At 66.1% G+C, this 20,861-nt stretch carries 18 protein-coding genes; 8 read left to right on the top strand and 10 right to left on the bottom strand.

Annotation, left to right across the window (positions count from 1 at the left end; all coding sequences use genetic code 11):
• Positions 1-61: 61 nt before the first annotated feature.
• A complete protein-coding gene (locus IE113_RS08125) occupies positions 62-1,465 on the top strand; it encodes a helix-turn-helix domain-containing protein (protein WP_189540276.1) in 1,404 nt (467 codons plus the stop codon).
• 123 nt (positions 1,466-1,588) lie between these two features.
• On the opposite strand, the gene IE113_RS08130 is transcribed toward IE113_RS08125, so the two are convergent.
• The 3 genes from IE113_RS08130 to pgi all read right to left on the bottom strand — a co-directional run bounded on the left by IE113_RS08130 (position 1,589) and on the right by pgi (position 5,651).
• Positions 1,589-2,605 (bottom strand): NAD-dependent epimerase/dehydratase family protein, encoded by a 1,017-nt coding sequence (locus IE113_RS08130; protein ID WP_189540278.1) that lies wholly within the window; start codon positions 2,603-2,605, stop codon positions 1,589-1,591.
• Positions 2,606-2,700: 95 nt separating this feature from the next.
• Complete coding sequence (gene gorA / locus IE113_RS08135; protein ID WP_189540280.1) at positions 2,701-4,047, bottom strand: glutathione-disulfide reductase; 1,347 nt, start codon at positions 4,045-4,047, stop codon at positions 2,701-2,703.
• A gap of 89 nt (positions 4,048-4,136) precedes the next feature.
• Complete coding sequence (pgi, locus tag IE113_RS08140; RefSeq protein ID WP_189540282.1) at positions 4,137-5,651, bottom strand: glucose-6-phosphate isomerase; 1,515 nt, start codon at positions 5,649-5,651, stop codon at positions 4,137-4,139.
• Positions 5,652-5,816: 165 nt separating this feature from the next.
• Here pgi and lepB point away from each other — a divergent pair, with 165 nt between their 5' ends.
• The 4 genes from lepB (at position 5,817) to IE113_RS08160 (ending at position 9,496) form a co-directional block, all read left to right on the top strand.
• Positions 5,817-6,638 carry a signal peptidase I gene (lepB, locus tag IE113_RS08145; RefSeq protein WP_229822210.1) on the top strand — a complete coding sequence of 274 codons (822 nt, stop codon included), beginning with the start codon at positions 5,817-5,819 and terminating at the stop codon, positions 6,636-6,638.
• 7 nt (positions 6,639-6,645) lie between these two features.
• Entirely contained in the window at positions 6,646-7,314 is a 669-nt protein-coding gene (gene rnc / locus IE113_RS08150) for a ribonuclease III (RefSeq protein WP_229822211.1), read from the top strand.
• Positions 7,315-7,541: 227 nt separating this feature from the next.
• Positions 7,542-8,453 carry a GTPase Era gene (gene era / locus IE113_RS08155; protein ID WP_189540288.1) on the top strand — a complete coding sequence of 304 codons (912 nt, stop codon included), beginning with the start codon at positions 7,542-7,544 and terminating at the stop codon, positions 8,451-8,453.
• A gap of 119 nt (positions 8,454-8,572) precedes the next feature.
• Complete coding sequence (locus tag IE113_RS08160) at positions 8,573-9,496, top strand: helix-turn-helix domain-containing protein (protein WP_189540290.1); 924 nt, start codon at positions 8,573-8,575, stop codon at positions 9,494-9,496.
• 23 nt (positions 9,497-9,519) lie between these two features.
• On the opposite strand, the gene IE113_RS08165 is transcribed toward IE113_RS08160, so the two are convergent.
• From IE113_RS08165 to plsY, 6 genes are all read right to left on the bottom strand, one after another.
• Positions 9,520-9,699 (bottom strand): hypothetical protein, encoded by a 180-nt coding sequence (locus IE113_RS08165; protein WP_189540292.1) that lies wholly within the window; start codon positions 9,697-9,699, stop codon positions 9,520-9,522.
• A gap of 305 nt (positions 9,700-10,004) precedes the next feature.
• Entirely contained in the window at positions 10,005-12,578 is a 2,574-nt protein-coding gene (topA, locus tag IE113_RS08170; protein ID WP_189540294.1) for a type I DNA topoisomerase, read from the bottom strand.
• Between the two features lie 65 nt (positions 12,579-12,643).
• Positions 12,644-12,997, bottom strand: coding sequence for a hypothetical protein (locus tag IE113_RS08175; RefSeq protein WP_189540297.1), 354 nt, complete (start codon positions 12,995-12,997; stop codon positions 12,644-12,646).
• 25 nt (positions 12,998-13,022) lie between these two features.
• Positions 13,023-14,210, bottom strand: coding sequence for a vWA domain-containing protein (locus IE113_RS08180; RefSeq protein ID WP_229822212.1), 1,188 nt, complete (start codon positions 14,208-14,210; stop codon positions 13,023-13,025).
• Between the two features lie 466 nt (positions 14,211-14,676).
• The gene (dprA, locus tag IE113_RS08185; RefSeq protein ID WP_189540302.1) at positions 14,677-15,786 is read right to left on the bottom strand and encodes a DNA-processing protein DprA; all 1,110 of its coding nucleotides are present in this window, start codon (positions 15,784-15,786) and stop codon (positions 14,677-14,679) included.
• Positions 15,786-16,367 (bottom strand): glycerol-3-phosphate 1-O-acyltransferase PlsY, encoded by a 582-nt coding sequence (gene plsY / locus IE113_RS08190; protein WP_189540304.1) that lies wholly within the window; start codon positions 16,365-16,367, stop codon positions 15,786-15,788. Before plsY ends, dprA begins: the two co-directional genes overlap by 1 nt.
• 105 nt (positions 16,368-16,472) lie before the next feature.
• Here plsY and murI point away from each other — a divergent pair, with 105 nt between their 5' ends.
• The 3 genes from murI to hemA all read left to right on the top strand — a co-directional run bounded on the left by murI (position 16,473) and on the right by hemA (position 19,530).
• A complete protein-coding gene (gene murI / locus IE113_RS08195) occupies positions 16,473-17,243 on the top strand; it encodes a glutamate racemase (RefSeq protein WP_373297852.1) in 771 nt (256 codons plus the stop codon).
• Positions 17,244-17,245: 2 nt separating this feature from the next.
• A complete protein-coding gene (locus IE113_RS08200) occupies positions 17,246-18,211 on the top strand; it encodes an MBL fold metallo-hydrolase (protein WP_189540308.1) in 966 nt (321 codons plus the stop codon).
• A gap of 104 nt (positions 18,212-18,315) precedes the next feature.
• The gene (gene hemA, locus IE113_RS08205; RefSeq protein WP_189540310.1) at positions 18,316-19,530 is read left to right on the top strand and encodes a 5-aminolevulinate synthase; all 1,215 of its coding nucleotides are present in this window, start codon (positions 18,316-18,318) and stop codon (positions 19,528-19,530) included.
• A 100-nt stretch (positions 19,531-19,630) separates the two neighbouring features.
• Here the strand turns inward: hemA and IE113_RS08210 are convergent, their stop codons facing one another.
• Positions 19,631-20,839: a type III PLP-dependent enzyme gene (locus IE113_RS08210; RefSeq protein ID WP_189540312.1), complete on the bottom strand. Its 1,209-nt coding sequence runs from the start codon at positions 20,837-20,839 to the stop codon at positions 19,631-19,633.
• Positions 20,840-20,861 lie beyond the last annotated feature (22 nt).

The raw sequence follows: 20,861 nt of genomic DNA on the forward strand, positions 1-20,861 counted from the left end.
TTGCCCGAACCTGCCCCTCCACCAGCTGCGCTGGTCCCCCTCCCCATGCTGGGGAGGAATCATGTCACGCCGCATCTTCGCCGGAACCCAGCTGCGCGCAATCCGCGCCGAACGGTCGCTCAAGCAGGCGGAGCTGGCCGCGCGGCTGGGGATCAGCACGTCCTATCTCTCGCAACTGGAAAACGACGATCGCCCGCTGACCCCGGCGCTGGTCGAACGGCTGAGCCAGTCCTTCCCGCTCGACTGGCGCGAGATTGGCGCGGGCGATACCGAGACCCGGCTGGCCGCCCTGCGCGAAGCCAACGCCGACCCGCTGTTTGCGGAGCCGATGGATGCCGCGCAGCTGGCCCGCTTTGCCGAACAGCAACCCGTGCTGGCCGAACGCTTCATCGCACTGCACGAAGCCTATCGCCGCACCGGCCAGCGCCTGCAGATGGTGGACGAGGCGCTGTCCTCCGAAACAGGCGGGATCGCCCGCCTGCCGTGGGAGGAAGTGCGCGACTGGTTTCACTTTGCGAACAACTATGTCGACAGCCTGGACCGCGCGGCGGAAACGCTGGCGACCACGCTGTCCGGCCGCTCGCTCACCCCCGATACCGCCGCGCTGGAAGCGCACTTGCGCGACGCGCTGTCCGTCTCGCTGGTCTACGAAACCAACCATGCCTTGCGCAGCTTTGACGCGGAAATGGGCCACCTGACCATCGACCCCGGCCAGCCTGCCGAAAGCCGCCGCTTTCAGCTGGCGCACCAGCTCGCCGCGCTGGCCCTGAAGGACGAGATTTCGGCCGTGATCGAAGGCGCGCGGCTGAACAGCGCGGCCTCGCGCCAACTGCTGTTCGTCGGCCTGTGCAACTATGCCGCCGGGGCACTGCTGATGCCCTATCGCCGGTTCCGGACCGAGGCGCGCAGCGTGCGCCATGACATCGACCGGCTGGCGCAAAGCTTCGGCACCAGCTTCGAACAGGCCTGCCACCGCCTGTCCACCTTGCAGCGCGAGGACGCACGCGGCGTGCCGTTCTTCTTCTGCCGGGTCGACATGGCCGGGAACATCACCAAGCGCCACTCCGCCACCCGCCTGCAATTCGCGCGGTTCGGCGGGGCCTGCCCGCTGTGGATCGTGCACGAGGCCGTGGCGATTCCCGACCGAATCCTGGTGCAGCTGGCCGAAACGCCGGACGGGGTGCGCTATGTCTCGATGGCCAAGGGGCTGGTGAAGCCCTCCGGCTCCTACGAACGCGCGCCGCGCCGCTATGCCGTGGCGCTGGGGTGCGAGGCGGAGCACGCCAGCGAATTCGTCTATGCCGACGGGCTGGACCTCGCCTCCCCCCGCGCGGCCACCCGCATCGGCATATCCTGCCGCATCTGCCCCCGCCCGGACTGCGACCAGCGCGCCTTTCCGCCCAGCGACCGGGCGATTACGGTCGATCCGGACCAGCGCGGGGTGGTGCCATACCGCCTGGCGTGAACAGCAATCCAACGTCACCCCGGACTTGATCCGGGGTTCAGCTTCTTCCTTCCAGCACTGCGCCAACCAGAACAGCGGGACCCCGGATCAAGTCCGGGGTGACGGTCTGGATGCTTTCTCCCGCTAAACCTTCACGATCCCCAGCCGGATCATGTCGCGCGCGGTGTCGAGGATCGTCTGCTCCTCCGGCCGGGTGGTCCAGCCCAGTTTCTGGCGGGCATGGCTGGTGTCGGCGTCGCGCTCGTTGCCCAGTTCGCCCAGCACCTGCCGGATCAGCGGATCGAACAACGCCGCGATCCGCACCAGCCAGTCGGGCAGGCGGCGGGTGGGCACCTTGCGCGCAGAATCGCCCAGTCCGGCCTTCAGGATCGCCGCAATGTCCTTCATCCACAGGAACCGGCCAGAGCACAGGAACCGCTCCCCGGCCATGTCCGGCGCGGTCAGGCAGCGCACGTGCATGTCCGCCACATCGCGCACATCGACCACGCCGAAGCCGAAGTTCGGCAGGCCGGGGATCGAGCCTTCGAGCAGCTTCTTGATCGCTTCCAGCGAGGTCGAGAAATCGGCCGAGTGCAGCGGCCCCAGCACCAGCACCGGATTGATGCTGACGAATTCCATCTCGCCGCCTTCCGCCGCGACCCAGTCGCGCGCGGCGCGTTCGGCGATGGTCTTGGACTTGACGTAGGCATAGGCATCGGGGCTGTCGACATTGGTCCAGTCCGCCTCGGTAAAGCGGTGCTGCCCGCGCCCGTGGCCATAGGCAACCGCCGCCATCGACGAGGTCAGCACCACTCGCCGAATGCCCGCTCCCTTGGCCGCCCGCAGCGCCCGCAGCGCGCCGTCGCGCGCCGGGACAATCAGTTCGTCATGGTTTTTGGGCGCGCTGGCGGGCAGCGGCGAAGCCATGTGGCACAGGTGCGTGCAGCCCGCCGCCGCCTCGGCCCAGCCCGCATCCGCCATCAGGTCGGCCGCAAAGAACTTGAGCGTTTCCGGCGTGCCGCCCAGCAAGGGCCGCAACTCCGCCTCGCGCGCCAGATTGCGCACCGTGGTGTGGACGGTCCACCCGGCGGCCAGCAACTGCCGGATCGTTTCCCCGGCAATATAGCCGCTGCCGCCTGTAACCAGCACTGTTCCAGCCACGCTATTCTCCCCGTTTGATTTCGAGGGAGAGTAGCGGGTTAGTGGCGGGATACAACATGGCCTCACTTGCCACTCGTCATTGCGAACGAATGGGTTCAGCGCATCAGCACCAGTTCTTCCGCCATCGACGGGTGCAGCGCGATGGTGTCGTCGAACTGCGCCTTGGTCAGCCCGGCCTTCACCGCAATCGCGGCGGCTTGCAGGATTTCAGGCGCATCGGGGCCGATCATGTGGATGCCGACAACCTTGTCGGTGCCCGCGTCCACCACCAGCTTGTAGAAGCCCCGCTCCGCCTGGGTCGCGAACATGTTCTGCATCGGCCGGAAGTCCGAGGTGTAGACCCTGACTTCGCCCAGCTGCGCGCGGGCATCGGCTTCGGTCAGGCCGACCGAGGCAATCGGCGGCTGCGAGAACACCGCGCTGGGGATCGCATCGTAATGGGTGGAGCGCGGCTTGCCGCCGAACACGGTGTCGGCAAAGGCGTGGCCTTCGCGGATCGCAATCGGCGTCAGCTGCACCCGGTCGGTTACGTCGCCCACGGCATAGATACTGTCGCACGCGGTCTTGCTGAAGGCATCGACGGGGATTTCGCCGCCCTTGCCCAGCGTGATGCCGGCGTTTTCCAGCCCCAGCCCGTCGGTCTTGGGGCGGCGGCCGGTGGCGACCAGCACGACGTCGGCGGGGATCGGATCACCCTCGCCCGCATGGACCAGCAGCGAACCATCGGCCAGCTTCTGCACTTCGCGGATCGGGCGGTTGAACCCGAATTTCACGCCGCGCGCTTCCATGATCGGTTGTAGCCGTGCCGTCAGGTCGTGGTCATAGCCGCGCAGGATCACGTCGCTGCGGTTGACCACCGTCACATCGCTGCCCAGCGCGTTGAAGATCCCGGCGAATTCCATCGCGATATAGCCCGCGCCCTGGATCACGACCCGGCGCGGCAATTCAGGCAGGTGGAACACCTCGTTCGAGGTGATGCAATGCTCCGCCCCGACGATCTCCGGCATGACCGGCCATGCACCGACCGCGATCAGGATGAACTTCGCGGAAATCTCGCGGCCCGATGCCAGCCGCACGGTGTTCGGCCCCGCCACCACGGCGCGTTCGGCAAAATGCTCGACGTTATTGGTATTGAGCGTGGAGGTATAGGCCCGCTCCAGACGGTCAACGTCGCTCGCCACGAAATCGCGCAAGGTCGCCCAGTCGAACGTCGCGCCCTCGATGGTCCAGCCATACTGCGCCGCATCGTGCAGCGAATGGGCAAAGTGCGAGCCATAGACCAGCAGCTTCTTGGGCACGCAGCCCCGGATCACGCAGGTGCCGCCGACCCGGAACTCCTCCGCCACGGCGACCCGTGCGCCATGCGACGCGGCAATCCGGCTGGCGCGCACGCCGCCCGAACCGGCGCCAATCACGAACAGGTCATAGTCGAACTCAGCCATCATGTGCTCCCTGGTGTGGGCGCGATATGGGGCGGCCAAGCCGGATTCGCCAAACGGTTTTGCTGGTCAGTGTGATAGGCGATCTTGCCCTACTTGATCCCGGCTTCGGCCAGCAGCGCCTCGGTGCTGGGATCGAACGTGGTGCTGCCGGCCTCGATCGCCTTGGCGATTTCCTTGCCCAGTTCCACGCCGAACTGGTCGAAGCTGTTCACTTCCAGCAGCACCCCGTTCGCGAAAGTGCGGTGTTCGTGGAACGCGATCAGCGCGCCCAGCGTGCCGGGGGTCAGGTCGTCGCACAGGATCGTGGCCGAGGGGCGGTCCCCCGGATAGGCCCGCGCAGGGTCCTTGGCGTCCTTGCCCGCCATCAGCGCCGCGCCTTGGGCAAAGCAGTTGGCCAGCAGGTTGCGGTGGTGCGCCGGGTCCAGCGCGTCGCCGGGCGCGATGCTGGCAATGAAGTCGACCGGGACCAGGTTGGTGCCCTGGTGCAGCAGCTGGAACACCGCGTGCTGCGCGTCCGTCCCCACCCCGCCCCAGGTGATCGGCGCGGTCGCCCCGTCAACCGGCGAACCATCGGCCTTCACCGATTTGCCGTTCGATTCCATTTCCAGCTGTTGCAGGTAATCCGGGAACAGGCCCAGCCGCTCGTCATAGGCAAACACCGCGCGGGTCTGGCAGCCCTTCAGGCGAGTGTAGAACTGGTCGGCAAAGGCCGCGCGCAGCGGCAGGTTGGCCGCGCCGTCGGTTTCCAGGAAGTGCTGGTCCATCGCCGCCGCACCGTCCAGAAACTCGGCAAATTCATCCCAGCCCAGCGCAAGCGCGACCGGAAAGCCGATCGACGACCACAGCGAATAGCGCCCGCCGACGCTTTCCGGGAACGGCAGGACGCGGGTTTCATCGACGCCCCATTCGACCGCCTTGTCGGGATAGGCGGTCAGCGCCACGACGCGCCCATAGGGATCGTCGACCCCATTCTCGCCCAGCCAGGCCAGCGCGCTGGCGGCGTTGGTCATCGTCTCGATCGTGGTGAAAGTCTTGGAAGCAACCGCGATCAGCGTGGTGGCCGGATCGCACCGGGCAAACGCGGCTTCCAGCGCGCAGCCATCGATGTTGGAAACGACATGGACGTCCACCACCGCCCCGTCACGGGCCAGCGCGTCAATCGCCAGTGCTGGGCCGAGCGCGCTGCCGCCGATGCCGATGTGGATGAGGTGCTTCACTTCGCCCAGCGCGCCGCCGTGGATCGCCTGGACCAGGCTACGCATCCGGGCGTGGAGCGCCCCCGCTTCCTCGACGCTGGTGTCGCGGCCCACGCCGCGCAGCGCGGTGTGTTCGACCGCGCGACCCTCGGTCACGTTGATGGCCTCGCCCGCGAACATCGCGCCGCGCTTCGCCTTGAAGCGCACCACCTCGGCCAGTTCCTCGAACGCGGCCAGATGCGCGCTATCAAGGTGCGTCTTGGACCAGTCGAACCGGATCGCACCGCCCGGCAGGTCCAGCCGTGCGGAGAGCAGGTCCAGCCGCGCCGGATCCGCGAACAGCGTCTGCAGGGTCGGCTTTGCCAGGGATTCCAGCTTTGCCCATGCTGCCTTGACCGCTTCGCTCATCTCATTCGCTCCTGTTGCACCTGCGAAGGCGCTATGCCCGCACAGCCGCCGCGCGCCAAGGCCAGAAATCGTATGCGGAACCGGACATTGCACCGAAGCTGACTTATTCCTATAACACACCCTTAAGACTTGACTGGCGAGACGCGGCCCAACATGGACACTGTGATGCAAGACACCTCCCCCGCCCCCGCTGCCCAGAAGCCGGAAAAGAAGGAAGACAGCTTTCCCGTCTTCCTGCTGAAGCTGGTCGTGCTTGTCGCGATCTTCCGCAGCTTCATCTTCTCGCCGTTCAACATCCCCAGCGAATCCATGCTGCCGCGGCTGCAGAACGGGGATTACCTGCTCGCGGCGAAGTGGCCCTATGGCTATTCGCGCCATTCGCTGCCGTTCAGCGTGGGGCTGCTGCCGGAAACGCGGGTCATGGCCTCCACGCCAGAGCGCGGGGACGTGGTGATCTTCAAGCAGCCGCCGTTGAATGACATCGACTACATCAAGCGCGTGATCGGCCTGCCGGGCGATACCGTGGAAATGAAGGCGGGCGTGCTCTACCTCAACGGCCAGCCGGTGCCCAAGGAACGGATCGAGGACTTCGAGATTGCGGTCAGCCCGAACACGCGCTGCTATTCGGTGCAGTTCGCGGCCAAGCTGGCCGATGGCAGCGACGTCTGCCGCTATCCGCAATACAAGGAAACCCTGCCCGGCGGTCGCAGCTACAACGTGCTGGACCTGGGCCCGCGCGCGCAGGACGATACGCCGCCGGTCGTGGTGCCGGAAGGCCACCTGTTCCTGATGGGCGACAACCGCGACAATTCCGAAGACAGCCGCTTCCCGGCCGAACCGCGCCGCGGCATCGGGCTGGTCCCGCAGGACAACCTGGTGGGCCGCGCCGCGATCATGATGTGGTCGACCGATGGCGGCGCGGAATGGATCAAGCCGTGGACCTGGTTCTCCGCCGCGCGCTGGAACCGGATCGGCGGCGGGTTCTGAGGCCGCTGTGCTGCACGCTGATACCCACGCCTTCCTGTGCCGGATCGCCGGGCGACCGCCCGTGGATGAGGCGCTGTGGCTGGAGGCGCTGACTCACGGCAGCACCGGCGCGGCGCGTGATTACCAGCGGCTGGAATTCCTGGGCGACCGGGTGCTCGGCATGGTCATCGCCGAATGGCTCTATGCGCTGGAAGGCGGCGCGGAAGGCCGCCTGTCGCAGCGGCTCAACGCGCTGGTCAGCCGCAGCACCTGCGCCAAGGTGGCGCGCGCGATCGACCTGGGGCCGCACATGCTGCTGGGCAAGCAGGCCCGCGACGACGGCGGGCAGGACAGCGACAATATCCTGGGCGACGTGATGGAAGCCCTGATCGGCGCCAGCTTCGTCACGCACGGCTTCGACGCCACGCGCGCGATGGTTCGCGAGCTGTGGGGCGATCTGGTCGCGGGCAAGACCGGCCAGAAAAAGCATCCCAAGTCCGCCCTGCAGGAATGGGCCGCCGGCAATCGCCGCAAGATGCCCGAATACCGCCTGATCGACCGCTCCGGCCCGGATCACGCGGCCAAGTTCACCGTCGCGGTGGGCGTCAAGGGCGTGGGCGAGGTCGAGGCGACCGGCTCCAGCAAGCAGGAAGCCGAAACCCTCGCCGCCGCCGCGTTCATGGAGCGGTTCGGGTAAATCACCACCAACCCAACTTCCCCGTCACCCCGGACTTGATCCGGGGTCCAGCTTCTTTCAAAGCGCCGCGCTGTGCCGACCAAGCGGGACCCCGGATCAAGTCCGGGGTGACGGAAAGGGTGCTACCCTCGTTTGACTCGCGCTCCGCCGCCAGAACCCGTAAAGCAACCTCACAATATCCGCCGCCGCGCTGATCGCGCGGGCGCATCACAACTGGAATACAAGCAATGACCCAACACTGCGGCCTCGTCGCCGTCCTCGGCGCCCCCAACGCGGGCAAGTCCACGCTGGTCAACGCGCTGGTCGGCCAGAAAGTCGCCATCGTCAGCGCCAAGGCGCAGACCACCCGCGCCCGGCTGATGGGGATTGCGCTGGAAGATGAAACGCAGATCATCCTCGCCGACACCCCCGGCCTGTTCGAACCGAAGCGGCGGCTGGACCGCGCGATGGTCAACGCCGCATGGGAAGGCGCGCAGGAGGCCGACGCGATCCTGCTGGTGGTCGATGGCCGCAAGAAGAAGCTGACCTATCTGGAACCGATCCTGGAAAGCCTGAAAGGCCGCCCGGAGCGCAAGATCCTGGTGCTCAACAAGGTCGACGAAACCCCCAAGGAACCGCTGCTGATCACCGCGCAGGCACTGGCCGCGCCCGATGAGGACGGCAACGCCGCGTTCGACGAGGTGTTCTTCATCTCCGCGCTGACCGGCGATGGCGTGCCGGAACTGAAGACCCGGCTGGCGCAGCTGATGCCCGAAGGCGCCTGGCACTACCCCGAGGACCAGGTTTCCGACGCCTCCGAACGCCTGCTGGCCTGCGAAATCACGCGCGAGCAGCTCTATCGCCAGCTGCATGACGAGCTGCCCTATGACAGCGCCGTGCGCCCGGAAAGCTACACCCATCGCAAGGATGGTTCGGTCGAGATCCACCAGCAGATCGTGATTGCCCGCGACAGCCAGAAAGGCATCGTGCTGGGCAAGGGCGGCTCCAAGCTGAAGTCCATCGGCGAGGCCGCGCGCAAGGAACTGACCGAGTTGCTGGGCGTGAAGGTGCACCTGTTCCTGCACGTGAAGGTCGAGGAGAACTGGGCCGACAGCAACAAGGAAATCTACGAGGAAATCGGGCTGGAATGGGTGCGCTAAAGGCCGCTCCGTTTCAAATCGGGAAAACTCGCCCGACATGGACTGAAGCCCGGTTGTCTTTCCGGTAAAAGTATTATTAACCGCTCGCCTTACTTTCTTGAACAGGGCGGGAACGGGCGTTGATTGAGAGTGGTTCGCTGACACCGGGCATCGATCCCGCCCGGTTCGGCCTCCCTGAACATACCGCCGTGCGCTATGAACGGCCCGCTCCCGCCCTGGAGCGGATGATCGCCGATTACCACATGTTCGATTCCGAGGAATTCGCGGTCAATCGGGCGATCGAATGGATGCTGCCGAATGCCCCGTCGGTCCGGGTCATCCTGGCCGAACGGCCGATCCGCCTGCGGCTGGCCGGGCGCTATTACGATCCCCTGCCCACCGCCTGCTTCTTCGGCCCGACATCGCAAGCCATGGAGATCGAGGTCAGCGGCGGGTTGACCATCGGCGCCACCCTCACCCCGATCGGCATGGCCCGCCTGCTGCAGACCAGCGCGGCGGAACTGCGCGACAACATCTTTCCGCTGGAACACCTGATGCCGCGCGACGCGGTCGCGGGACTGGTGGAGAGCCTGCGCGATCATGACCGGGGCCGACGGGTCAAGGCGATCCTCGACGCCTTCTTCCTGCCCCGGATGGAGCGCTCGCACCGCGACGAGCCGGACCTGGCCCGGATCATGGCCGCCTTGCAGGATGACAGCGTCACCAGCCTCACCGACATTGCCCGGCAGATCGGCATCCCCGGACATCGCCTGCTGCGGCTGTGCCAGCGGCACTTCGGCTTTCCGCCCAAGACCCTGCTGATGCGCGCGCGGCTGCTGCGCTCGATCCTCGCGCTCAAGCTGAGCGGCGGCAGCCAGACCGGCTACAGCGCGATCGACCCGGCCTATTTCGACGATTCCCACTTCGTGCGCGATGCCCGCCGGTTCCTGGGCATGACCCCGCGCCAGTTCCTGCAACTGGAAACCCCCTACCTCAACGCCTCCATGCGCGCCCGCGCGATGGTCTTCGGCGTCAACGTCGCGGCCCTGCAACCGGCGGCATAGCAGGCCGTCAGGGTAACAGGGCGTCAGCGCAGCTTGGCGATGCCGATGCCGTCCTGCTTGGCCCGGTCCTTGGTCGATTCCTCGCTGCGGTTCAGCGCCTTGGCGATTTCCTTCAGGCCCTTGCCCTTGGCAGCCAGCGTGCGCAGCTTGGCCACTTCATCGGCTTTCCAGGGCTGGCGGTGACGGGTGAAATTTTCGGCCATTCCGGCGCGATAGCGCAGAAGTACCCCTCCGTCACGCCCTGCGGGCGCGCCACCTCCCCATTTGTGCCTGCGGCAAAAACGGGGAGGAGCATAGCCTGCCAACTCCTCCCCGTTTTGCGAAGCCAAATGGGGAGGTGGCAGTCGCTCCAAGCGACTGACGGAGGGGCAATTTTCCTACATCGCCCCCGCCTGTTATGTTCGCTGCGGCTCTTTCAAACCGTCAATCCGCAGACCTCGACGCGAGGGTTCCGAAAAGGTTCCCCCGCGCCTGACTTTCATCAACTAAACCCCAAAATAGCCGCGAATCAGTCCTTTGCGGCCTTCTTTGCGGGGGCCTTCTTCGGGGTATCCTTCTTGGCGGCAGGGGCCTTTTTGGGTGCCGCCGCCTTCTTCTTCGGCGCGGCCTTCTTCTTGCCCTTGGCGGGGCCCTTGGCGGCGCGTTCGGTGATCAGCACCACGGCTTCTTCCGCCGTCAGCGTTTCCGGCTGCTTGTCGCGCGGCAGGGTGGCGTTGGTGGTCCCATCGGTGACGTAGGGGCCATAGCGCCCCGCCATCAGCTTCATCTCGCCGCCGCTTTCCGGGTGCGGGCCGAAGGTCTTGAGCGGTTCCGCCGCCGCCCGTGCGCCGCGCCCGCCGCCAGCCGCCGCTTCGGCCAGCCGCACGACCGCCGCGTTCATGCCGGTGTCGAACACTTCGGCAGTGCTGCGCAGCTTCGCATACTTCCCATTGTGCGCCAGGTAGGGACCATAGCGACCAATGCTGGCGGTAATCGGTTCCCCCGTTTCCGGGTGGTTGCCGATGGTGCGCGGCAGGTCGATCAGCTTGACCGCCCAGTCGAGCGAGAGTTCGCCGATATCCTTCGGGATGTTGGCGCGCTTGGCTTCCTTGCCCTCGCCCATTTCGAGGTAGGGACCGAACCGCCCGACCTTGCGGGTGATCGGCAGGCCGGTTTCGGGATGGGTGCCCAGCTCGCCATCCTCGCCGCCATCGGCGCTGCCGCCGGGCTGCGCGAACTTGCGAGTGAACTTGCACTCCGGATAGTTCGAGCACGCCACGAACGCGCCGTAACGCCCGCCCCGCAGCGAAAGCCGTCCGGCCTCGCACTTGGGACACTTGCGCGGGTCCGTCCCGTCCTCGCGCGGGGGGAACAGGTAATCGGACAGGAACTCGTCCAGCGCCTCGGTCACTTCGCTAGGCTTGCGCTCCATGACCTCGTCGGACTTGGGCTTGAAGTCCTTCCAGAAGGCCTCGAGCACAGCCTTCCACGCCGCCCGCCCGCCGGACACGTCATCCAGCTCGTCCTCCATTCCGGCGGTGAAGTCATAGGCGACATAGCGTTCGAAGAACCGTTCCAGAAACGCGGTCAGCAGACGGCCGGATTCCTCGGCGAAGAACCGGTTCTTCTCGGTCCGCACATAGTTGCGGTCCTTCAGTACCTGCAGCGTGGCCGCGTAGGTCGAAGGGCGGCCAATGCCCAGTTCTTCCAGCCGCTTGACCAGGCTGGCTTCGGAATAGCGCGGCGGCGGCTGGGTGAAATGCTGCGCAGCATCGACGCCCTTCTTCGCCGGAGTATCGCCCGAATTGAGCGCGGGCAGCATTGCGCCATCCTCGTCATCCCCATCGCGCGACTGGTCGCGGCCCTCCTCGTAAACCGCGAGGAAACCGGGGAACTTCACGACCTGCCCGGTGGCGCGCAGCTCATGCTTGCCGGTGCCGTCGCGCAGCGTAACGCTAGTGCGCTCGATATTGGCGGAGGCCATCTGGCTGGCCATCGCCCGCTTGTAGATCAGGTCATAAAGCCGCGCCTCGTCGCCGCTGCCATACTTGTCCTTGGCAAAGTCGGTCGGGCGGATCGCCTCGTGGGCTTCCTGCGCGTTCTTCGCCTTGGTTTCGTAGTGGCGCGGCTTTTCGGGCAGGTAGTGCCCGCTGTAGCGGTCCGAGATCGCCTTGCGCGCATCGGAAATCGCGCTGGGGTCCATCTGCACCCCGTCGGTCCGCATGTAGGTGATCGCACCCGCCTCATACAGGGTCTGGGCCACCCGCATGGTGTGGCTGGCGGAAAAGCCCAGCTTCCGCGCCGCTTCCTGTTGCAGCGTGGAGGTGGTGAACGGCGGATAGGGATTGCGCCGGGTCGGCTTCGTCTCGACTTCCTCGACCCGGAAGGTCGCCGCTTCCACCAGGGCCTTGGCGCGCAGCGCGATGCCTTCCTCGCCAAGGCTCAGCTTGTCGAGCTTCTCGCCCTCGAAGCGCACCAGCCGTGCGGGAAATTCGGTCCCGCCCTGCTCCAGCCGGGCAATGACCGACCAGTATTCCTGCGGGCGGAATGCCTCGATCTCGCGCTCGCGCTCGACGATCAGGCGCAGCGCGACCGACTGCACCCGGCCCGCGCTCTTGGCGCCGGGCAGCTTGCGCCACAGCACCGGGGACAGCGTGAAGCCGAACAGGTAGTCCAGCGCGCGGCGGGCAAGGTAGGCGTCGATCAGGTCCTGATCCAGTTCGCGCGGGCGGGTCATCGCCTCGGTCACGGTCTGCTTGGTGATCGCGTTGAAGGTGACGCGCTGGACGTCCTTGGGCAGCGCCTTGCGCTTGGCGAGCAGCTCGCGCACGTGCCACGAAATCGCCTCGCCCTCGCGGTCAGGGTCAGTCGCGAGGATCAGGCGGTCAGCGGTCTTGGCGGCATCGGTAATGGCCTTCACCTGCCGCTGCTTGTCGCCGTAGAGTTCCCAGTCCATCGCAAAGGCCTCGTCCGGGCGGACCGAGCCGTCCTTGGGCGGCAGGTCGCGGACATGGCCATAGCTGGCGAGAACCTTGTAGTCCTTGCCGAGATACTTCTCGATGGTCTTGGCCTTGGCGGGGGATTCTACGATGACAAGTTGCATGGCGGTAAAGCGAATTCCTCACGTGTATACGTACGCGCGAGGGTGGGAGGGTTCTGCCCCCAGCGTCAAGAGGGGCTGACGGGCGTCTTTCGCCACGCCAGCCAGAACCCCAGCCCAAGTGCCACATCGATGCCCGCGAACACCGCGACCGGAGCCACGACCGCCCCTTGCGCGAACAGCACCAGCGCGGGCAGGCCGAACACCAGCTTCTCGGCTACGGCGGGCAGCATCAGCGCCCGGTAGCGGACCGGATCGCCGCCGATGATCCAGAATACGGCCTGGAACACGAGCGCCAGCCCGACAAAGCCCAGGAACACTTCCGCGCCCTGTTGCGGCAAGGGGGTAAGGTAGAGCGGGGTGAGCACGACCACGCCATAGATCGCGGCCCACCGGAACATCCGCGCCGGAAACTTGCTCATGCCCTTGCCCCCCTGTTGCCTTATCTTAGCCGTTGCCGAAATCCGGCGGAATAACGCAGCGCCCATTGTCCGGCTGACCGACCGTGCGGATCACCTCCTGCTCGGCCGGCTCGATCCGCCGGCCGGACAGCTGGCTGTCGATCACCCGGCGGATCAGCGCGTCCAGCCGCGTGACCTGATAGCAGTCGATCGCGGGCGGCGCATGCGGGTTGCCGATGCCGCTGTCATCGGTGAGGAACGTATAGCGCGACTGGGTGGCCGCCGCCATCGCCCGCATCACGTATTCCGCCTTGTCCGCAACGCCGGACGCCGCAACGGGCACGATATGGACACGGCTGGCGCGCAAGTGCTCCGCCGCCAGCCAGGTCTTGCCAAAGTTCCCGTCGTGCGGCGGCGCATCGGCGACCAACAGCAGCGTCTTGGCCGCATCCGCCCGCCAGGCCTGCCCGGCAGCGCGGATCAGGGCCTGGTCCATCGCCTCGGGATAGTCCCCGCCCCCGTTGGCCGATTGCTGTCTCAACGCAGCCTGCCCGGCGGCAATATCGGCGGACAGCGGCACGGTGCTGGTGACGTAATCGTCCCCCGTGTCGCGGTAGAAGACGAAGCCCAGCCGCAAGTCCAATTGTGGATGCCGCGCCTTGACCCCATCAATGATCGCGGCGAGCTCCGACTGGAGATAGCGGATCTCGTCTCCCATCGATCCGGTGGTGTCGATCACCAGCATCAGGTCGAGCTTGCGCACGGTCTGCGCCGCGCGATCCACCGTGAAGTCGATCCGCTGCGCGCCGCGCGTGGCCGGGATACTTACCGTGCGCCAGTCCTCGCCCTTGGTCCGTACCCAGACATCGCGGCCGAGCTGATCCACTTCGGGGAAGAACGTTACCTTGCCGTCCGCCGTGGTCGCCAGCGCGATCCGCCCACCATCGGCGCAGGCCAGCTCAACCGTCGCAAACGGCACGGGTCGGCCGGCTCGGTCGCTCACTGCAACGGTCAACGTGCGCTGGGTATCGACGCGCGGCAGATCGGGGATCGCCTGGCCCAGATCGGACCGGCGCACGTAATCGGCGTACAGCTCGGGATTGAGCAGGTCGTCATGCTCCCCGGCAGTCAACTGTCCGGCCTGCGGCTGCGGGCGCGGGCGGGGATGATGCCGGGGTGGCATGCCGGTCGAACCGATCCGGTCCCCGGTGGATACGACAGCTCCATCAGGCATAGCCGCTACTTCCGATGCATCACCGACCCGCGAACCGGAAACGGCCAGCCCGGATTCACCGACCATCACGGCGGCGGGCGGCGGCGCAGGCGGTGGCGGTGGCGGCGCCGCGGCACTCGGCGCGGCCATTGCCACGGGCACGGGCGATGTGCGCTTTCCGCTCGCCTCAGCTCGCGGATGATGCGGCGGATGGCGCTGGGCTGGCGCTTCTGCTTCGAGCATCGGCAAGGCGGATGGCTTCCGGCAGAGGCCCTGCAATCCGCCCGCCCCGGCTGTGGCTTTCGCCGGAACAGGCGGCGATACGGCCAAAGCCGGCCCCTGAGCCAGAACGGCCATTATCGCGATCAGTGACAATCCCTTGCGCATTCGCTCCCTCCAACACCAGTTCCAGGGCCGGACGCTGCGCCGGGTTCGATGAACGGAAAATGACCGGGAGATATTGTTACATTGACGGTGAGGCCGGGGATCAGCCGTTGAGCGAGACACGCCCACCGGCATGGCGGACCAGACGGCCCGCCAGTTCGAGTTCCAGCAGCGCGAGCTGCACCGCAGCCGGGCTCTCGCCGCTTTGCCGGATAAGCTCATCCACGGCGACCGGCGCAGTGGTCAGCAGGCCCGCGACATCGGCCGGATCGGCCTCGGCATTGTCGGCCAGATCGGTCCACCCGGATGCGGCAGGCTCGCGGAAGGTGGAGCGCGGCGAGCCATCGAACGCGCAGAGCAACTCGATCACATCGGCAGCGGACTGCACCAGCACGGCGCCTTCGCGAATCAACTGGTTGCAACCCTGCGCCCGGGAATCGAGCGGCGAGCCGGGGATGGCCATCACTTCGCGCCCAAATTCCCCGGCCAGCCGTGCAGTGATCAGGGAGCCCGACCTGGGCGCAGCCTCAACCACCAGCGTTCCCCTTGCCATTCCCGCGATGATCCGGTTGCGTGACGGGAAATGTCGGGCCAGCGGCTCTGTTCCCGGCGGCTGTTCGGCGACCAGCAGACCCTGGCTGGCGACGGCTTCCTGCAAGTCGGCGTGTTCGGGCGGATAGATCACATCGATCCCGCTGGCGATCACACCAATGGTGCCGCCAGCCAGACTGGCCTGATGCGCTGCCCCGTCGATCCCGCGCGCCAGACCGGACACGACGGTGAAACCGGCTTCGGCGAGTTCACCCGCAAACATCCGGGCCAGCTTTACCGCCGCTGCCGAGGCATTGCGAGCGCCGACGATCGCCACGGTTGGCCGCGCCGCCAGTGCCAGATCGCCGCGCACCATCAGGATTGGCGGGGCGCTATCCACTTCGGCGAGCAGCGCAGGATACTCCGGAGAATCATGGAACACATACCGCCCACCGGCCGCCCGCAGGGCCGCCACCTCGGCCGACACCCGGGCCTCTGGCGCTGCGCGATAACCCTTCCCGCCCCTTGCGGCGAGGTCGGGCAAGGCATCCAGTGCGGCGCACGCCGTGCCGAACCGGGCCAGCAACTGGCGAAAGCTGATCGGGCCAATGTTGGGGGATCGCAGCAGCCGGATACGCGCGAATGCTTCGTCCTGGGTCAGCACTGGCGCGACGGGGTTCATCAGCCCTTGCTGCCGATCTTCGGTTCGGTTCCGGCCCGCAATCGGGCAATGTTGGCGCGGTGCAGCACCAGCACGATCAGGGCAATCGCACCCAGCACCGGGACCAGTTCGGTGTTTCCGGTTGCCCAGGCGACCACTGGCACAGCCAGCGCCGCTGTCATCCCCGAAAGAGAGGAAATGCGCGTCACCGCCAGCATCACCAGCCAGGTTGCCGCATAGGCCAGCCCCAGCGGCCACGCGAGGCCAAGCGAGACGCCCATCGTCGTCGCCACCCCCTTGCCGCCCTTGAACTTGAGCCAGACCGGGAAACAGTGCCCCAGCACCGCGCCCAGCGCCGCCATGCCCGCAAACTCGGGAAACCAGCGCCACGCCAGCCAGACCGCCAGCAGCCCCTTGGCCAGATCGAGCAGCAGGGTTGCCGCCGCCAGCCCCTTGTTCCCGGTGCGCAAGACGTTGGTGGCGCCGATATTGCCCGAACCGATGCTGCGCAGATCCCCGGCGTTGAAGGCCTTGGTCAGGATCAGGCCAAACGGCACCGATCCCAGGAGGTATCCCAGCGCGAGTGCGGCAAAACTATCCATCGGCGTCCCTTCCCTTTACAGCCCCCTCGTAGCTACAAGGCGGGCCGCCGGGCAAGTCCGGTCAGGGGGATTGCAACGGTTATGGATGCGGATGCGCCGCTCTTGATGTTCGACTCCGGGGTCGGAGGGCTTTCAGTGCTGGCCGAAGTGCGCCAGCTTCTGCCAGATGCCCCGGTCATCTATGCCGCTGACAACGCCGGATTGCCCTATGGCACCAAGACCGAGGCCGAAATCGCTGCGCGAGTGGCGGGACTGCTGGGCCGGATGACCGAGCGGTTTCGCCCGCGGCTGGTGTGCATCGCCTGCAACACCGCATCGACCATTGCGCTTGGCATGGTCCGCGACGTGCTCGAAATCCCGATCGTCGGCACCGTACCCGCGATCAAGCCTGCTGCCGCGATGACCCGCACGGGGACGATTGGCTTGCTGGGAACGGCGGCCACGATCCGGCAAGGCTATGTTGACCGGCTCGAGGCGGAATTCGCCGCAGACAAGCGCCTGCTCCGCGCAGCAGCGCCCGAACTGGTCGAAGCGGCGGAGCGAAAACTCCGCGGCAAACCGGTGGACCCGGCGATTTACGAGCGGGCAGCGGCCGCGCTGCGCCAGCAGCCTGGCGGAGATCGGATCGACACGGTCGTGCTTGCCTGCACCCACTTTCCTCTGGTTGAGGACGAGCTGGCCCGGGCGTTCGGGCCAGACGTACGGTTTGTGCACGGGGCACCGGGCATTGCCCGGCGCATTGCGGCGCTGACCGCCGGTCAATCCTTTGCCCGCAGCAAACCAGACCTTGCCTTGTTCACGCGCAATGAGGCACAGCTTGCTGAACTGGCTCCGGCACTGCAACGCCATGGCCTGCTCGAAATCGAGGTTTTTTGACGATGGCCAGGCGGTTGAACCTGTTCTTGCTGACCATGATCGTGCTGGTGGGCGTTCCGTTCTACTGGCTCATGATCGACAACCGCCCTGGCGACGTAGCCGCCAAGCCGGTTTCCATGGCGCAGCTGCGCACCCTGGCCGCCAGTCTGCCGGGGCCGTCGCCGATTGCCGTGGAGTACGAGCCGTCCGCCTTGCGGCTGCTGCCACGCGGCCTGTTTGCTGCCGGTTACGGGATCAAGCGCCACCCCATCATCGTCACCGCGTTCCGCCTTCCGGTTCCCGGCGGCAAGCCAATCCTGATCGATTCCGGCATTCACCCGGATGATGCCGACGCGATGGGGATGGACATCCGTTATCCCGGCGCGCAGTCGCGGATCGACAAGGCGCTGAAATCGGCTGGAATGATCCTGTTCACCCACGAGCACCCGGATCATATGGGGGCGGCACTGCGGCTTGGCGGGGCTGTCATGCAATCGGCGCGGTTCAACGCCGCCCAGTTGCCGGCCGAGCCGCTGGCCGGGACGCTGAAATGGCCAAGCGGCTTCACCCCGCGCTCCACCATCGCTGCCAAGGCGCCGCAAGCCGTTGCTCCGGGCGTGGTGGTCATTCCCGCCCCCAGCCACACCCCCGGATCGCAGATGATCTTTGTCCGACTGGCCGACGGCAAGGAGTTTCTCTTTGCCGGTGACATTGCGACGCTGGACGTCAGCTGGCAGGAGCAGCGGGCCCGCTCCCGGCTGGTCGGTGATTTCATCGCCAAGGAGAACCGCGCGGAAGTTCACGCGTGGCTGCGCACGATTGCCCGGCTGAAGGCCGAGGCACCGGCTTTGAACATCGTACCGGGGCACGACATCCGCCAGACCGGCGATGACGACGAAGCCAGCCAGGACGAGGCATCTGGAGTTCCGCTGCAACCTGGCTGGACAGCCGCGGCCAAGCGCGGGTTCAGTGCGGATTTACCGATCTGAGTGATGGAATTAACCGGCTGGCGCAACTGCGCCAGTTGGAGTAAGGCCGCCCCCATCGGCAGGGACGACGGCAATCGCCGCCCGGCGCGGAGGTCATACGCCAAGTGAACTACGATCAGATTTTCGACCAGGCGATCGAACGGCTGCATTCCGAAGGCCGCTATCGCGTGTTCATCGACATCCTGCGCAACAAGGGCGCCTATCCCAACGCCCGCTGCTTTGCGGGGCACAACGGCCCCAAGGACATCACCGTGTGGTGCTCCAACGATTACCTCGCCATGGGCCAGCACCCCAAGGTGATCACCGCCATGGAAGAGGCGTTGCACGATGTTGGCGCCGGCTCTGGCGGTACGCGCAACATTGGTGGCAACACGCACTACCACGTCGATCTGGAGCATGAGCTGGCCGACCTGCACGGCAAGGAAGGCGCGCTGCTCTTCACTTCGGGCTATGTCTCGAACGACGCGACGCTCTCGACCCTCGCCAAGATTCTGCCGGGCTGCGTGATCTTCTCCGACGAGTTGAACCACGCCAGCATGATCGCGGGCATCCGCAATTCCGGTGCGGAAAAGCGCGTGTGGCGCCACAACGATCTGGAGCATCTGGAAGAGCTGCTGGCGGCGGAATCGCCGGACGTGCCCAAGCTGATCGCGTTTGAATCCGTCTACTCGATGGAAGGCGACGTCGCCCCGATCCACGCGATCTGCGATCTGGCCGACAAGTACAACGCGCTGACCTATATCGACGAAGTCCATGCCGTGGGCATGTATGGACCGCGCGGCGGGGGGATTACCGACCGTGATGAAGCGGCCCACCGTATCACCATCATCGAAGGCACGCTGGGCAAGGCATTTGGCGTCATGGGCGGCTACATTGCCGCCGATTCCAAGATCATCGACGTGATCCGCAGCTATGCGCCCGGCTTCATCTTCACGACCTCGCTTTCGCCGGTGCTGGTTGCGGGTGTGCTGGCCAGCGTCCGTCACCTGAAGAGCTCCTCGGTCGAGCGCGAAGGCCAGCAGGCGGCCGCCGCCACGCTCAAGCGCCTGTTTCGTGAGGCAGGACTGCCGGTGATGGATTCCACCACGCACATCGTCCCGCTGATGGTGGGCGACCCGGTGAAGGCCAAGAAGATCAGCGATATCCTGCTGGCTGAATACGGCGTCTATGTGCAGCCGATCAATTACCCGACGGTCCCGCGCGGGACGGAGCGGCTGCGCTTTACGCCCGGCCCGGCCCATACCGAGCCGATGATGGAAGCACTGACCAAGGCGCTGGTGGAAATCTGGGACCGGCTGGAACTGCGCCTCGCCGCCTGAACAGGCTGCACTCTGGTCCTGAAAGCCAAGCGAACAAGACAAAACGGGCCGGGAACCCCATCAGGTCCCCGGCCCGCTTTGTTTTCCGGTCAACGCAAGATCAGCGCAGCGACACCACGTTGTCGCTATGGCGGGGATCACGGCGATCGCCGCGATACTGGCTCGCCATCGGCTCGTCGCTCGATTCGATCGCTTCTGCCTGACCAAAGCCGTTGAAGGCGGTTTTCATGGCCGCGCCATACGCGCCCAGCATGCCAACCTCGATGTAATCGCCAGCCTTGATCCCGGCCGGAAGGCTGAACGGCCCCTCCATGTAGTCGGCATCGTCGCAGGTCGGGCCGTAGAAGGCAAAGTCCTCCTCCTGCACGCCCTCGGCATCGTCAGCCAGGCTGCGCACCGGGAAACGCCAGCCCACGTGGGCCGCGTCATACAGTGCGCCGTAAGCACCGTCGTTAATGTACAGCTCGTTCCCGCGGCGCTTTTCAACGCGCACGATCATCGAGTTGTATTCCGCGCAAAGCGCCCGGCCCGGCTCACACCACAGTTCGGACGAATAGGACACCGGCAGCGATTCAGCCGCACGGTGGATCGCGCCAAAGTAGTCTTCCAGTGGCGGCGGCTCCATGCCGGGATAGATCGACGGGAAACCACCGCCAACATCCACGATGTCCACCGTGACCGAGGCATCCACGATCGCTGCGCGAACGCGTTCCAGCGCCTGGACATAGGCAAACGGCGTCATCGCCTGCGAACCGACGTGGAAGCAGATGCCCAGGGCGTCAGCCACCTGGCGGGTCGCCTGCAGCAGCGGCGCCGCGTCAACCAGATCGACACCGAACTTCGATGCCAGGCTGAGCTCCGAATAGTCGGACGACACCCGCAGCCGCACGCACAGCGACAGATCGGTCGCCGGCTCGCCCGCCTCGTTGGTCGTGGCGGCAACGATCTTGTCCAGTTCCTCATGGGTATCGAGGCTGAACGTGCGAACGCCATGCACACGGTACGCCTCCGCAATGGCCGCGCGGGTCTTCACCGGATGCATGAAGCACAAGGTCGCTTCAGGCAGCGTGGCCCGCACCAGACGCACTTCGGCGATCGACGCGACATCGTAATGTGTCACGCCCGATGCCCAGAGCACCTTGAGTAGTTCGGGAGAAGGATTCGCCTTCACCGCATAAAGCGACTTGCCCGGAAACTTCTCGACAAAGAAGCGGGCAGCGCGCGCAGCGGCATGCGGGCGATTGAGGATTACGGGTTCGTCAGGCGCCAGCGCGCGAACTACAGCCGATGCGTCAGGATAGCTGTGCAACTCAAGGGACCCCCAAACGGAT

The organism is Novosphingobium arvoryzae (assembly GCF_014652615.1).
Classification (GTDB): domain Bacteria; phylum Pseudomonadota; class Alphaproteobacteria; order Sphingomonadales; family Sphingomonadaceae; genus Novosphingobium; species Novosphingobium arvoryzae.

Bases quoted from the DNA above. Each gene is read 5' to 3' on its own strand.
- plsY (WP_189540304.1), bottom strand. From the start codon at position 16,367: ATGGATAGTTTTGCCGCACTCGCGCTGGGATACCTCCTGGGATCGGTG.
- lepB (WP_229822210.1), top strand. From the start codon at position 5,817: ATGCAAGACACCTCCCCCGCCCCCGCTGCCCAGAAGCCGGAAAAGAAG.
- IE113_RS08200 (WP_189540308.1), top strand. From the start codon at position 17,246: ATGGCCAGGCGGTTGAACCTGTTCTTGCTGACCATGATCGTGCTGGTG.
- pgi (WP_189540282.1), bottom strand. From the start codon at position 5,651: ATGAGCGAAGCGGTCAAGGCAGCATGGGCAAAGCTGGAATCCCTGGCA.
- IE113_RS08180 (WP_229822212.1), bottom strand. From the start codon at position 14,210: ATGCCTGATGGAGCTGTCGTATCCACCGGGGACCGGATCGGTTCGACC.
- dprA (WP_189540302.1), bottom strand. From the start codon at position 15,786: ATGAACCCCGTCGCGCCAGTGCTGACCCAGGACGAAGCATTCGCGCGT.
- IE113_RS08125 (WP_189540276.1), top strand. From the start codon at position 62: ATGTCACGCCGCATCTTCGCCGGAACCCAGCTGCGCGCAATCCGCGCC.
- era (WP_189540288.1), top strand. From the start codon at position 7,542: ATGACCCAACACTGCGGCCTCGTCGCCGTCCTCGGCGCCCCCAACGCG.
- topA (WP_189540294.1), bottom strand. From the start codon at position 12,578: ATGCAACTTGTCATCGTAGAATCCCCCGCCAAGGCCAAGACCATCGAG.
- murI (WP_373297852.1), top strand. From the start codon at position 16,473: ATGTTCGACTCCGGGGTCGGAGGGCTTTCAGTGCTGGCCGAAGTGCGC.
- IE113_RS08175 (WP_189540297.1), bottom strand. From the start codon at position 12,997: ATGAGCAAGTTTCCGGCGCGGATGTTCCGGTGGGCCGCGATCTATGGC.
- IE113_RS08165 (WP_189540292.1), bottom strand. From the start codon at position 9,699: ATGGCCGAAAATTTCACCCGTCACCGCCAGCCCTGGAAAGCCGATGAA.
- gorA (WP_189540280.1), bottom strand. From the start codon at position 4,047: ATGGCTGAGTTCGACTATGACCTGTTCGTGATTGGCGCCGGTTCGGGC.